This window comes from Limisphaera sp. 4302-co, from assembly GCF_049537155.1.
In the GTDB taxonomy this organism is placed as follows: Bacteria; Verrucomicrobiota; Verrucomicrobiia; order Limisphaerales; family Limisphaeraceae; genus Limisphaera.
Map to the genome: position 1 here is coordinate 96092 of NZ_JBMVQZ010000012.1, position 14239 is coordinate 110330.

A 14239-nucleotide genomic window follows, 5' to 3' on the forward strand; every position below is an offset into this window, starting at 1 on the left:
CGCCGGTTGGCAGAAGGGGAGGGACATGGACACGTGGGTGAAATGGATGTGGCTGATCCCGGCGCTGCCCCTGGTGGCAGCCGGGGTGACCGCGCTGCTGCCGCGGCGGGCCCGTGCCGCTTCGGCAGGGCTGGCCATCGGAGGTCTGGCGGTGTCGCTGGTGCTGTCCGTGGCTGCTTTTATCCAGACGGTGGGTCAGGTGGGCATCCGTCAGACCGTCCGGATCCCCTGGTTCGTGTTTGGGCCCGGTGAGGAAGGCGTTTTGTGGCTGGGCTGGGTGCTGGATCCCTTGTCGGCCTCGATGCTGGTGATGGTGTCCGGTGTGGGGCTGCTGATCTTTCTTTACAGCCTGGGGTACATGGCGAGGGACCCGAATTTCACGCGGTTCTTCTGTTTTCTGTCGCTGTTTGCCGGGGCCATGCTGGGGCTGGTGATGTCGAACAGCCTAGTGGGGTTGTTCATCTGCTGGGAACTGGTGGGCCTGGCGTCGTATCTGTTGATTGGTTTCTGGTTTCACAAGCCCGAGGCGGCGGCCGCGGCTCGGAAGGCCTTCATCACGACGCGGGTGGGGGACCTGGCGTTTCTGCTGGGTCTGGTTTGGTTGTACGGCTTGACGGGCACGCAGTTGTTCTACGACGGCGGGCAGGGTTGTCTGGAGGGGCCGGGGTTGCAGCGGGTGGTGATGGAGACGGCGCTGTGGGGCTGGAGCGCCTCGCAATGGATAGGACTGTTGCTGTTCGCCGGGGCGGCGGGCAAGTCGGGTCAACTGCCGCTGCATGTCTGGTTGCCGGATGCGATGGAAGGTCCGACGCCGGTCAGCGCGTTGATTCACGCCGCCACGATGGTGGCGGCCGGCGTCTTTCTGATGGCGCGCGTCTTTCCGTTGTTGCAGGCGGGGTCGGACGACGGCGGCACGGCCGTGTTGACGGTGATGGCCTGGGTGGGGGCCCTCACGGCGGTCTTCGCGGCTTCGGTCGCGGTCGCACAGACCGACATCAAACGGATCCTGGCCTACTCGACGATTTCCCAGCTGGGTTACATGATGCTCGGGCTGGCGACGGGGGGCGTGGCCGTGGGGATGTTCCACCTGTTGACGCACGCGTTCTTCAAGGCGCTCCTGTTCCTGGGTGCGGGTTCGGTGATCCACGGCTGCCACGACGAGCAGGACATTCGGCGGATGGGCGGGCTGCGGAAGTGGATGCCCGTGACGTTCCTCACCTACACGGTGGGCATGCTGGCATTGGCGGGATTCCCGGTGTTGTTCTCCGGGTTTTGGAGCAAGGAGGAGATTTTGCACGCCGCCCATGCGTGGCCGGTGTCGACGGTACCGTTCTGGCTGGCGCTGGCCGGTGTCTTTCTCACGGCGTTCTACATGACCCGGCAGGTCGTGCTGGTCTTCGGTGGGCAGGGGCCGCGCCATGCGGGCGCCGGCGAAGGTTCGCATCCACCTCATGAGAGTCCGCCCGTGATGACGGTGCCGCTGGTGGTGCTGGCCGCGTTTTCGGTTCTTCTGGGTTTTGTGGGGACACCCGCCTGGCCTTGGATTCAGTCCTATCTGGAAGGGGCGACCGTGTCGGTGGACTGGGGCCGGCTGTTCTCGGGCGAGTTGTGGGGATTGGCCGCCCTGTCGGTGGTGGGTGTCCTGGGCGGAATGGGCCTGGGCCTGTGGCTGTACGGAAGGGTCGCCCGGTCAGCGGGCGAGTTTCAGGAACCCCTGACAGCCCTGCCGGCCGGCCTGTACCCGGCGCTCCGGGACAAGTTCTGGGTGGATGAGATTTACGGATGGACGGTGATCTCGTGGTTGCGAACGGTGGCGCACTGGTGCGACCGCCTGGACCGGTGGGTCTGGAACGGGATGGTCCAGGCCGTTGCCCTGTTGACGGAGGCGATGGCTGTGCTCACCCGGGTCACCGATGAGGGGGTGGTGAACGCAGGCTTCGATGGGGCCTGCAGCGGCCTGCGGGCGCAGGGCCGGCGGCTTTCGCTCTGGAACAACGGGCGCGTCCAGCGTTCGCTGGCTTTGATGGCGGCGGTTGTGGCGGTGCTGGTGACGTGGTGGGTTTGGGGAGGGAGCGGCCGATGAAGGGGTTTCCCTGGTTGACGTGCTTGACCCTCGTCCCGCTGTTGGGCGGCGTGGGGTTGATGTGCGGCATGGCGGGGCGCGACCGGGTGGCCCGCTTCGTTGCGTGGCTCGTCTGGGGGATGTCTGCTTTCCTGGTGCTGGCCCTGGGAACAATCGTGGACCTTCGTGCCGGCAGCCTGCAGGCGGTGGAACGGCATGCCTGGGTGCCGACGCTCGGTGTGACTTATCACGTGGGTGTGGACGGACTGGGTTGGGTGCTGCTGCTGCTGACGGTGGTGGTCTCCGGGCTGGCGCTGCTGGCGGCGCGCACGATTCGTGAAAGGGTTCATGTGTTTCACGGGCTGACGCTGGCGTTGATGGCCACGTTGTTTGGCACCTTTACCGCCCTGAACTTTGTTCACTGGTTTTTGTTCTGGGAACTCAGCTTGATACCGGCGTTTTTCCTGGTCAGGCTCTGGGGCGGGCCGCAGCGGCACACGGCCTCCATCCAGTTCTTCCTTTTCACACTGGCCGGCAGCGTGGCGATGTTGCTCGGGTTCCTGGTGGTGCTCCTGGGAACGGGCGAACTGGATTTTCCCGAGCTGGCCCGGCTTGCCCGGGAGGGTGCGCTCTGGCCCGCAGTCTGGAGACACTGGAACGGCTGGGTGCAGAGTCCGCAAGAGCTGGCGCTGGTGGTGATGGCGCTGGTGCTGGCGGGGCTGGCGGTGAAGATCCCGATGATGCCGTTGCACACCTGGCTGCCCGCCACCTACACCGAGGCGGCCACGCCGGTCACCATGCTGTTGACCGGGGCGATGTCGAAGATGGGTGTGTACGGACTGGTCCGGATTTTCCTGCCCGTGTTTCAGGAGCCGTTGCGGCAGGCATGGCCATGGTTGATGGCGCTGGCACTTTGGACGGTGGTGGCGGCGGCTTGCGCGGCCCTGGCCCAGCGCGACCTGAAACGCATGCTGGCGTATTCATCAGTGAATCATCTGGGGTACTGCCTGCTGGCCGCGTTTGCCCTGGGCGCGGCCGGGAGCGGCGACCAAGGGGCGGTCCATCAGGGGGCGGCTTTGAACGGGCTGGTCCTGCAAATGTTCAACCACGGGCTCACGGCGGCCACGTTGTTCTGGTGCGTGGGGCTGTTGGAAGAGCGGAGCGGCGGGCTGCGCGGGCTGGATGATTTCGGGGGGTTGCGTGCAGCCGCACCTGTGTTCTGCGGCTTGACGGGTGTGGCGGCCTTTGCCTCGCTCGGTCTGCCCGGACTGAATGGTTTCGTCGGAGAGTTTCTCATTTTCCGAGGGCTGTTTGCCCTGGTGCCGTGGGGGGCGATTCTGGCGGTGCCCGGGTTGTTGGTGACGGCGGTTTTTCTGCTGCGGATGCTGCAGCGGGTCTTCCACGGGCCGGTGCAACCGGTCTGCGGCTGCTGGCGCGATCTGACAGGACAGGAGCGGCTGGCGCTGGGGTTGCCGGTTGCCGGGATGTTCGTGTTGGGCCTGTGGCCACAGGCGCTGCTGCAGTTCACGCAGCCCTGGGCCATCCAACTGCTGGGTTTCCTGGGGGGCTAGGACGGATGCGCTGCGCCGCTCGATCGGCCGCGTGAGGGGGGGACTCGGTTCATTGGCGGGTACGGGCACGCTCGAGTTGCGTGCAGCGTTGCGCCAGTGCCGTTGCCAGGGAGGCGCGGTCAGAAAAGGTCAGCGGGTGCCGGCCCGGTTCCAGGAGGGCGAAACCCGGGCCGTACGCCGGGCCGTTGACCACACAGGCATGCGTGCCGGAGAGGCGAACCTGTTCCCACCCCTGGCCTAGGGCGTCGGCCTGCGTGCCGTCCACGACGTACTTCCAACCGACGATCCAGGCCCGAGGGAACCACTCCGGCAGGCGGCGGATCAGCTTGGGGGTCGGGAGCAGCTCCATCCACAGTGGCTGGAGATCACTGGGGATCTTGCCGCACTCGATCACCCGGCCGGTGGAGGGGTCGGTCCCGTGCCAGATGCGTCCGGGCCGGAAATCACTGACCGCAGCGGTGTGGAACAGGGCGCCGATGGGTTCACCGCGGAGACAGTGGAGCCGGTCCTCGAGATCGCGCGTGGTTCCAAAGCGCTCGATCACGTCCGCGTGGGCGGGAAGATGGCAGGGGGCCGTTTCGCTGAGCAGAAGGATCACGCGATGCCCCTCGGCGCGGAGGGCCTGGCAGAGGCGCAAACCGAGTTCGCCGGTGGCCCAGTTGGTCAGCCGCCGGACCCGGTCCACCGGCTCGTAGGTGGGACCGGCGGTGACGAGGCAGTTCATGGGCACCAGAGACCCGGCATCGGGAGGACCGGCTTACGTGGCAATGCGCATGGGCATGACCACGTAGAGGAACGGTCCGTTGACCTTGATCACGCCGGGGCTGAGCTCGTCGTTCAGTTCGAGGAAGACCTCCTCGTATTCGTCCAGCGCGTTCAGGGGCTCGATGAGGTACCGAGGGTTGAAAGCGATGGAAAGGTCGCTGCCGCTGTAGTTGACGGCGAGGCTTTCGCGGGCCTCGCCCACGTCGGGAGAGTTCGCCGTGATGGCCAGGTTGTTGCGGGTGAAGGTCAGCTTGACCGAGTTGGCCTTTTCGCTGGTCATGTACTCGGCGCGGCGGAGGGCGTGCAGGAGCTCTTCCCGCGGCACGGCCACGCGGTGCTGGGACTCGGTGGGAATGACCTGGCGATAATTCGGATAGCTTCCATCCACCAGTTTCGTAACCAGCAGGATGTTTGTTCCCTGTTCGCCGGCGAACTCGAAAGCCGCCTGGTTTTCTGAGAACCGGAGTTTGAGCGGGCCGGTGCCGGCCAGAAGGCGCCCGATCTCGTTGACCGCCTTGGATGGGAGGATGAACTCGCCGCTGGCGCCTTCCGGTATCGGAAGTTCATGCTCCACCAGGGCCAGCCGCCGCCCGTCCGTGGCCACCAAGGTGAGCTTGTCGTCCTTCAAATTAAAGCACACGCCGTTGAGGACATGGCGGGACTCGTCGGTCGAGACGGCGTAGGCGGTTTTCCGCAACATGGAGGCGAGCGCCTCGCGCGCAATTTCGACCTCGCGCCCCTGCGGGAAGGTCGGCCGGGGCGGGAACTCGTCAGGGCTGATGCCGCGCAGTCGGTAGTAGGAGGCACCGGTCCTGAGGCTGCAGGTGAAGCGTTCGTCGGCCTCGATTTCCAGCTCGACTCCGTTGAGTTCACGGGCCAGCCCGAGCAAGGTGCGGGCCGGGACTGTGGTCGAGCCCGGTGCACCCACGGTTGCAGGCACGGTGCAGGTGATCAGAATGTCCAGGTCGGTTGCCGTCAGCCGGAGCTGACCTGTTTCAGCCTGCAAAAGGACATTGTGCAGGACGGGAAGCGTCGTGCGGCCGCCTGCCACATTCTGGACGGCCTGGAGCCCGACGAGGAGGTGCTCCTTGGCGATGGTCAGGTTCATGCGCTGCCTTGATTAATAGGTCTTCCGAGCGATTTGGACCGCCGTATTCTTAGGCCCGGTGAATAAGGCAGAAATGTCCGGACTGTCAAGGATGGGCGCAGGCTGCGGGGGCACGGACTACTGTGAACAGTTCTGTGGATGGATCGGAGCCCGGCCCGGCAAAGGGGAGTTGTGAGCGCTGCTCCCGCGTTGTTCACAATTGTTGGGCCGGTTGCCCACAGGTTCTGCCCACGCGGACGACCTTCTCGAACGCCTCGATGGCGGCCCGGACGTCTGCTTCAGTGTTCTCGCGTCCGAGGGAGAAGCGGACCAGACCGCCTGCCACCTCTGGAGGGACGCCGAGGGCCACCGCCACGTGTGAGGGTTCCAGGGCGCCGGAGGTACAGGCTGAGCCGGCCGATGTGCAAACCCCCTCCACGTCCAGTGCGGCCACGAGTGTGGCGCTGTCCAGCCCCTCCACTCCCACCGCCACGGTGTTCGGCAGGCGACGATCCCGCGAGCCGAGCAGATGCACGCCAGGGATGCGCAGGAGACCCTCCATCAGAGTGGTGCTCAACCGCTGCATGCGTTCGGGATCGAACACAGGGGGGCGAAGGAAGTGCTCCAAGGCATGCACCATCCCGGCGATGGCTGCCAGGTTTTCGGTACCGGCGCGGCGTTCGTTCTCGTGCGGACCGCCAAACAGCAGCGGTTCGATCTGCAACGGTGAGCGCAGGTACAAAAGGCCGGCCCCTTTCGGACCGTGGATCTTGTGGGCACAGAGGGAAATCAGGTCCGCGCCGAGGTCGGCCACGCCGGAAAACGGCATTTTTCCGAAGAACTGCACGGCATCGGTATGGAACAGGACACCGTGCCGCTGGCAGAGCGCGGCAATCTCGCGCACGGGTTGGAGGGTGCCGATCTCGTTGTTGGCGGCCATGATGGAGACCAGGATCGTGTCGGGCCGGAAGGCCCGGGCCAGGAGGTCCGGGTCCACCACGCCTTCCCGCGTGACCGGCAGCCGCGTGACCTCGAAACCCTCGCGTCGTTCCAGATGGTCCATGGCATGCAGGACCGCATGATGTTCGATGACCGAGGTAATCAGGTGCCGGCCCCGTTCCCGCCGGGCTCGGGCCGCGCCGAGCACGGCCAGATTCACGCTCTCGGTTCCGCCGCTGGTGAACACGATCTCACTCGGCCTGGCCCCCAACGCACGGGCGGCACGTTCCCGCAGGTCGTCCAGGGCAGCCCGGGCGCGGCGGCCCACGCGGTGGAGGCTGGAGGGGTTCCCCCAAACCTCGCCAAAGAACGGTTCCATGGCTGCGCGGACTCCGGCATCCAGCGGCGTGGTCGCGTTGTAGTCGCAGTACACGGTGTGCATGCCCGCTGACAATGTAGCCGGACCGATGCGGGCGGCCAGTCAGGTTCCGCCGGAACCTGATCCGCCGGCCTCCAAAAGAAGAGGTCTGTCCAAGGGCGGCAACCGTCCGCGTGACACGGGCAGCGGCGCGCGCGCCCGCGCAACGTGCCGCATCCGCCGGGCGGCGGGACTATGCCCCGGCAAGGGGCGGGGGTTTCGGGGCCGTCGGTTTGCGGCGTGGGATCGCCCAGCAACCGCCCTTGCTGAACTGTTGCCAGCCCCAGCGCAACCAGTGAACAGCCGACCAAGCCAGCCAAAGCGCCCAAAGGAGCATCGCCAGGCGATACCACCAGATGGAGATCGCCCAAGTCTCGGGTCGGGGCAGGTCCGGCCCGGTCCTCGCGCTGTACCAGTGGTGGATCCAAGTGCGGGAGCCGTTCCCGGAGACGAACATTTCCACACGACCCAACAGCCCGGCCGCCACTGCTGCGTACAAAACGCCCAGGGCGGCGACCGTGAGCACCACCAGAACCAGTTGGGCGAGATCGGCCAGCCACCACTTCTGCTCTTCCAACACCCAGGAACCGCGAAGTTGCAGGGCGGCGAACCATGCGACCACGATCCAACCAATCCAGACGGGCACCTGCGTCAGACCGACCAGCAACAGGAACCAGGAGAATCTTCCCATGGGCCCGAGACCCAGTCGGCTCAGCACCACCGCCAGCAGGGCCGCCAGGGCAAGGACCGACCAGTACTGAACGGCCGGCCCCAAGCGCGGCCCGTGCACTGTGAGAACCCATCGATCCTCCGGCAGTTGCATGGTTTGCCTGACGTTGCTGGCTTCGACCGGCAGGTGTATCGGGCCCGGCCGGATCCGCGGAGTAAGCCGGACGGTTTCCTTCCAGGTGAGGCGGACCGTCTGGCGGCCCGGCAACAAGGGTACGGTGACCTGGTCACCAAGTTTTTGCAGGGGCAGCGTCCGGTCATCGCGACGGACTTCCACCGACTCGGCCTCGGGCGGCAGTGTGAGGACGAAGTCCTGACCGAGGCTGGACAGAATGCGCAGCTGCAGATCGCTGCTCCGCTGCCGGTGACCCACGCGGGTGACCTGGTTGACGGACTCCACCGTGACTGTGGGACCGGGCAAGGCCTCCGGCCGCGTGACGCGCAATTCCACGCCTTCGCCGGGCCAGGGCCGCCAGACGGGCACGAGCGCCGCTCCAGCCTCGTAGATCGGCGGCAGGCCCTGAAACGCCACGTTCCAAACCTGCCCCACACTCAGGCGCCATTCTTCTGCCCAGGTGTCATGGGTGCGAGTGGCGAGGCCCAGGCGATTGGTGGGCGAGAGTTCACCTTCCCAGATGAACTGGCGTTGACCCGGCCCGAGGCGCACCTCCACCTGCTTCCCGCGCGTGGTCAGGCCGGGCGTCAAAACCTGCTCGCCGGGCACCAGAGGGACATGCAGCACGGCGGGGCGGCCCGGCGGTGAGAGCCGCCTCACCGTGGTGCGGACTTTCCAGCGCAGGCCGAGCTCGATTTCGCGCACCGTGAGGAAGGCAGGCACGAGCACTTGGCGGTCGTAGGACGTTGTGGGGGGCGCGGGCCCGCCGGAGGGTGCGGCCGTTCGGGGACGGCGCAGGAACACCTGGTCCGACGGCACTCCCTCGGGGCTCAGGCCGGAAACCTCCCAGCCGGGCGCCGAGACCTCGACCTTTCGCGGTCGGAGTTGGAAGGTCCAGACCCATTCGTCCACGGGTGCCAACCGGCCCTCCACGCGGACCTCGTGCACGCCCGGCTGGAGGACGATCCAGAGCGAACCGTCCTCGCGACGGAGCGCCGTTTCGGGCTGGCCGTCCAGCCACACGCGGTGGGGCGCCCACTGGTTGACCCGCGCCGGCAAAGGCACGGCGCAGCGGGCCGCTGCTTCCAACCGCGCCTCCAAGGTCAGTTGTTCGCCTTTCAGGCTCAGCCTCGCCCACGGGATGTCGGCCGCTCCGGGGAATGTCGGGGGCACGGCCAAGAGCCGGTCGCGCAGCTCGGTCAGGATCTGGGGCGGCGGAAACTCCGAGGCTCCTGCAGGGGAGGAAAGCCCGGCGAGGCAGAGGGTGGCCACCGCCACGCCCGCTGCGCGCGAAACGGAAGATGCTCCGGGGAGCGGGCCGAAGCGGAACGCCGGCCGGCGCGGGGCGCAGAGGAGCACCGAGGTCAAGGCCAGTGTCAGGAGAGCCCGGGCCACCGCCAGGATTCTTTCCAGCCAGGGCGGGGCCAGCCAGAGTTGAATCGTTTGTTCCGGCCGCACCGGGCCGTTCCATCGGAGGATGGCCACACGCCAGCGCCACTCCGGTATGCCCGGTCCCGTCTGGACCTTCGCCGATACATCGAGGCCGAGATTTTCACCGGAGCGGCTCGGGTAGGCTACGGCTTGCGGGGCTGCGGAGCGGTCCAGGACTGCTTCCCTGAGCGCACGGGCCGCCGGGAGTGCCTGCAAGGGTGCATACTCCGGCGGGGCGGCTTCGGCCGGCGGCGTCGTGGGAGCTGCGAACTTGCGGGTTTCGCCGACCGCTGGCTGCGGTGTTTCCAACTGGGGGTACAATGCGTGACGCAACTGCAGCCCCGCAAACGCCACGGCTTGGAGCACGAGCACCAAGCCGGCCAGCACCAGCAGGAGGCCCAGTCCAAGGGCGGCCCGCGGGGTCCGCACCACCTTCAACAGGGCCACCAATGCGATGACCGACCACCAGCTCCAGCGCGGGGCCCACGGTTCGTGATAGATGAGGGTGGCGGTTGCCAGGGCAAGCAGACCCGCCCGCCAGCCGAGCAACTGTTGGACCGCCAGGCCAAGCACCAGGACGGCAAACAGGTCGAGCAACGTCCAGCGTGTCAGCCAGTCACCGGAGACCTGGTCGGCCCCGAACGCGGCCCACAGGCGCCATCCCACGGGCAGGTGCAGGGTGGTTTCCACCTGATCGGAGGTCACCTCCCAACCGCTCGCGCTCACCGGGCCCCGCCGCGGGATCCGGCCGACCGCTTCCACCTCGAAATCGCGCAGGCGGATTTCAAAGCCGGCGCGCCCGGTCTCCGGATGCCGCGTCAACAATTGCGGGTCACCCTGCAAACGGACCGACCCCAGCTCCACCCCCTCGGTGACGTCGAGCCGCCACACGTTTTGGCCCGTTGCTTGGAGACGGTCCTGGAAGGTCAGACCGCCACCATCCTCGTCCAGCCACCACTGACGGTGGATCCGCAACGTGGGGACGGGGCCGATGCCCCCGCCGCGTTGTCGTTCCACGATCTCCAGCGGGCGGTGCACCTCCCAGCGGAACACGGGCAGACCGCGCCAACGTTCCGGGAAACGTGTTTGCGTCACGTCCACCTGCTCGCCCCCGCGCAGCTCGACCACGCGGAACTCCGGTCGCGTTCGCAGACCGATGAGCACGGCACCTTCGCCGGGCACCTTTGCGTCCTCGGGAAAACGCAGGTCCGACCGGGGCCCGTAACGGAACGCCTCCAGCTCCACCGTCCACTGGCCCGGCCGCACCTGTGCGCGGAGCGTTCCATCTTCCACCAGCACGGGCAGGGGACAGCCGACCGAGGCAAGCGACCAACCTTCCGGCAGGACGGTACCCACCAGCTCTTCCCGCGGCCGACCCGCCACGGAGAGCTGGACTTCGATGTGCAACCATTGGGGGTTGCCGTCCTCGAAGAGCCCGAACCATTCCGCGGACAGGAAATCCGGTTGCGTCTCGGGCTCTGGCGGGGGTGGCGGCTGCCGAAACCAGAGCCAGCCCTCGGCATCCCAGCCCGGCACGGGCACGGGTTCGCCCAGCAGTTTCAACTCCAGACTGCCGATCTCCGCCGGCACGCGCATGCGCAGGGGCAGGCTGCGCCAATCCAGGCGCCCCTCGATCCGCCACCGGCCCGCGGGCAGGCGGAGCACGGGCCGGCCCGACCGGGCCACCACCGGCGCAGGGACGCCGTTGGCCGTGACCTCCTGCGGCCACATCGTCTCGTCGCCGGGCAGCACCAGCCAGTCCTCGGCAAACAGGCACGCCTCCAACGCGAACTTTGCACCGGCTTCCTCCGCTTCGAGCACCAGGCGGCCCGGCCACGCCGGACGCCTGGCCTCGCCTTGGTCCCAGCGCGGTGGAGCGTTCCACTCCTCGTGACCGTGGAGCACCCAGGGGATCCAGGGGCGCAACGATTCGGGCACCCAGTCCGGCGTCTCGGTCCGCGTGTCCGAGGCGCACAGGACGGTCCGGATGAAGAAGAGCAACAAAACCAAGCCGGCCAAGCGATGCGGCTTGTTCATACAGCCCCACCCTGAGTCGGCTTGGCAAGGCCGTCAAGTCGCCGGTGGGCGCGGTGCCGCGGCTTTGCCCGGGTGGAATCATCAGGGGCAGGGACCTGAAGGCGATGGGTCGATGACGGTGCGAAACGTTCACCGCGGGTCCGCCGTGGGTGCGGCAGGGCGATGGGCGGACGGATCGGCGCGACTGTACCGGTCCTGGCCGGCCCGGCTGTCCGCGGCGCGACCCGCCCGGCCCGCTTCACGGGGGATCCCAAAGTAAACTTTTCGCCGAAAAACAGAGAAAAAACGCTTGTCAAGGCCACCTGGCCCCGGTATGAGAGGCTCAACCTGAGTTCAGAAGAGGTCCCTAACGAACGAACCCAGAACCAGTTGACCCTATGAACAACCAAAGCTCCCACCTCCTCCTTGGGGCTTCGCGTGTCCTGTGTGCGGCGGGGATTGCCATGGCGCTGGGTAGCGCCACCGCCCAGGAACCGGAAGCACCGGAAACCATGAAGCCGGTGATCATCACCGGTTCTTACATCCCCACCGTGGATGTCAACGCCAGCCCGTCGCCGGTGAAAGTGCTGACGGCGGCGGAGATTGAGAAGATCGGTGTGGCCACGGTGAGCGACGTTTTGCAACGGATGCCCCAGAACAACGCCGGTCAGTTCAACGAGAGCTTCCTGGGCGGCAACTCCTTTTCCAAAGGTTCTTCCTCGGTCTCTCTGCGCGGTCTGGGTCCCAACGCCACGCTGGTCCTGCTGAACGGGCGTCGCCTGGCCAGCTACGGCTTCGCGCAGAACATCACCGACCAGTTCGTGGACCTCAACAGCATCCCGCTGGCGGCGGTGGAACGAATCGAGATTCTGAAGGACGGCGCCTCGGCGTTGTACGGTTCCGACGCCATCGCCGGCGTGGTCAACATCATCCTGAAGAAAGAATTCACCGGCACCGAGGTCACCGCCCGCATCGGGAATGTGACACGCGGCGATGACATGCTGGAGCAGTCGTACAGCGCGGCCTGGGGCGTCCTGACCGAGAAGGGCAGCGCACTGGTGATCGCCGACTGGTTCAGCCGCAATGCTCTGTTCTACCGCGATCGTGACTTCGCCAAATCGGCCAACCAGAGTCCCCGCGGGGGCGTGGATTTGCGGAGCTCCTCCGGCAACCCCGGCACGATCATCCTGACCAGCCCGTGGACGGCGCCGGACGGTACGGTCTATGGCACGGGCCGCTATCGCGTACCGGCCAACCCGGCCGTGCCCGGCCGGCCCACCGCGTTGGAGATCGTGGCCAACCCGGGCCTGAACCGGTACGATTTCAATCCTTGGATCTCGGCCTTCCCGGACACGACCCGGTACGGCGCATTCGCCGCCGTGGATTACCAGGTGCTGGAAAAGGTCAAACTCTTCCTGGAAGCCTCCGTCCGGCGGGTCAATTATGAGGTGAGCGCGGCGCCCACGCCCGTGTTCGGCGATCTGGACGGGTTCACCGTGCCGGCCAGCAACCCGTACAACCCGTTCGGACAGGACGTGACCTTCCGGTACCGCATCACGGAGGCCGGCCCGCGCATCGACGAAGGTGAGACCACGGCCATCCGCTTGCTGCCGGGGATCAGGTTCGAGCTTGGCGGAGATTGGACCGCCGAAGCCGCGTTCCTGTGGAGTGAGAGCCGCACGCTGGAGATCGGCAAGAACTTCATCTCCGCACAAGCCCTGCAGGATGCCCTGAATTCGACCGACCCGGCCACCGCACTGAACGTGTTTGGCGCGGGCCAAGGCATCAATTCCCCGGACGTCATCAACAGTCTGAAAGTCCGCACCTTCCGGTCGGGCGACTCGGTGCTCTGGAGCCCGGACATCCGCGCCAGCGGCACCCTGCCGATCGACTGGGGCGCCGGCCGCGTGGGGCTGGCCGTCGGCGGCGAGTACCGGTACGAGGACGTGAAAGACCTTTCGGATCCGTTTTCCGAGGGCGGACACATCGTCAGCTCGGGCGGCACCTCCGGCGCAGGCAGCCGGGATGCGTGGGCCGCGTACATCGAGGCCCGGATCCCCTTGCTGGGACAGGACCTCTCGTTCCCCGGCGTGAAGGAGTTGGAGGTTCAGGCGGCCGGGCGGTTCGAGCAATACTCGGATTTCGGTGACACGGCCAATCCCAAGGTGGGCGTGCGGTGGAAACCGCTGGATCAGGTGGTCCTGCGCGGCACTTACGCCGAGAGTTTCCGGGCCCCCTCCTTGGTGGAGTTGTTCCAGGGCAGGTCCACCTCGTTCGACTTCCTCAGCGACCCCGCGCGGGGTGAGAACAACCTGCAGTACCGGGTCGAACGCGGTGGCAATCCGAACCTGGATGCGGAAGAGGCCAAGTCTTGGACGGCCGGCATCGCATTCGAACCCATCAAGCACCTGACGCTGTCGGTGGATTGGTTCCACATCAAACAGACCGGCAAAATCGAGGACCTCGATCCGCAGGATATCCTCGACAACGAGGCACTCTTCCCGGGCCGGGTGATCCGGAACCCGCCCACCGCGCAGGACATTGCCCAGGGCATCCCGGGCACCATCGTCAAGATCATCAGCGGCTACGAAAACATCGCCGAACGGAAGGTCGAGGGCCTCGACTTCGGCATCCGGTACCTCTACCCCACCGAGTCGTGGGGCGAGTTCACGTTGGATGCCAGCGCCTCGTGGCTGTACAAATTTGACGAGATCCCCAGCCCGGGCGATCCGACCATCCACTACGCGGGTTCCTACAGTGTGCCCGAGTGGCGGGGTTACGGCACTCTGAGCTGGGATTACAAGGGCTTCACCTTCAGCTTCACCGCCAACTACATCGGCGAGTACGATCAGGCCAACCAGATCGTTTACAAGTACGTGGATGATCTCTGGACGTTCGACCTGCAGGCCGGTTACGCGTTCAAGGACACGAAGTACGACCTGCTGAACAACGTCCGACTGGTGGTGGGCGTGTTGAACGTGACCGACGAGGATCCGCCCTTCTCGGATTCCAGCAACGACACGGCCGGCTACGACACTTCCATCCACGATCCCCGTGGCCGGTTCTGGTACGTCCAGGTGTCCAAGAAATTCTGATCGCACCTGAC

General features: G+C 66.5%; 7 protein-coding genes. 3 read left to right on the forward strand and 4 right to left on the reverse strand.

All coding sequences use genetic code 11. From position 1 onward, the window contains the following. Nucleotides 1-25: 25 nt before the first annotated feature. Together nuoL and ACPDIX_RS12305 are read left to right on the forward strand one after the other, a co-directional pair. Nucleotides 26-2083, forward strand: coding sequence for an NADH-quinone oxidoreductase subunit L (gene nuoL / locus ACPDIX_RS12300; protein ID WP_423432097.1), 2058 nt, complete (start codon nt 26-28; stop codon nt 2081-2083). Next, nucleotides 2080-3633 (forward strand): complex I subunit 4 family protein, encoded by a 1554-nt coding sequence (locus tag ACPDIX_RS12305; protein ID WP_423432098.1) that lies wholly within the window; start codon nt 2080-2082, stop codon nt 3631-3633. Before nuoL ends, ACPDIX_RS12305 begins: the two co-directional genes overlap by 4 nt. Before the next feature lie 49 nt (nt 3634-3682). Here ACPDIX_RS12305 and ACPDIX_RS12310 read toward each other — a convergent pair whose 3' ends face one another. The 4 genes from ACPDIX_RS12310 to ACPDIX_RS12325 form a co-directional block, all read right to left on the reverse strand. Continuing rightward, nucleotides 3683-4357, reverse strand: a complete 675-nt coding sequence (locus tag ACPDIX_RS12310; protein WP_423432099.1) for a phosphopantothenoylcysteine decarboxylase — start codon at nt 4355-4357, stop codon at nt 3683-3685. Between the two features lie 33 nt (nt 4358-4390). Next, nucleotides 4391-5506 (reverse strand): DNA polymerase III subunit beta, encoded by a 1116-nt coding sequence (dnaN, locus tag ACPDIX_RS12315; RefSeq protein WP_423432100.1) that lies wholly within the window; start codon nt 5504-5506, stop codon nt 4391-4393. Between the two features lie 193 nt (nt 5507-5699). Beyond that, nucleotides 5700-6866 carry a cysteine desulfurase family protein gene (locus tag ACPDIX_RS12320; protein WP_423432101.1) on the reverse strand — a complete coding sequence of 389 codons (1167 nt, stop codon included), beginning with the start codon at nt 6864-6866 and terminating at the stop codon, nt 5700-5702. A 169-nt stretch (nt 6867-7035) separates the two neighbouring features. Continuing rightward, nucleotides 7036-11154, reverse strand: a complete 4119-nt coding sequence (locus ACPDIX_RS12325) for a hypothetical protein (protein WP_423432102.1) — start codon at nt 11152-11154, stop codon at nt 7036-7038. Between the two features lie 377 nt (nt 11155-11531). On the opposite strand from ACPDIX_RS12325, the gene ACPDIX_RS12330 reads away from it, so the two are divergent. Continuing rightward, nucleotides 11532-14228, forward strand: a complete 2697-nt coding sequence (locus ACPDIX_RS12330) for a TonB-dependent receptor (RefSeq protein ID WP_423432103.1) — start codon at nt 11532-11534, stop codon at nt 14226-14228. The last annotated feature ends 11 nt before the right edge of the window (nt 14229-14239 follow it).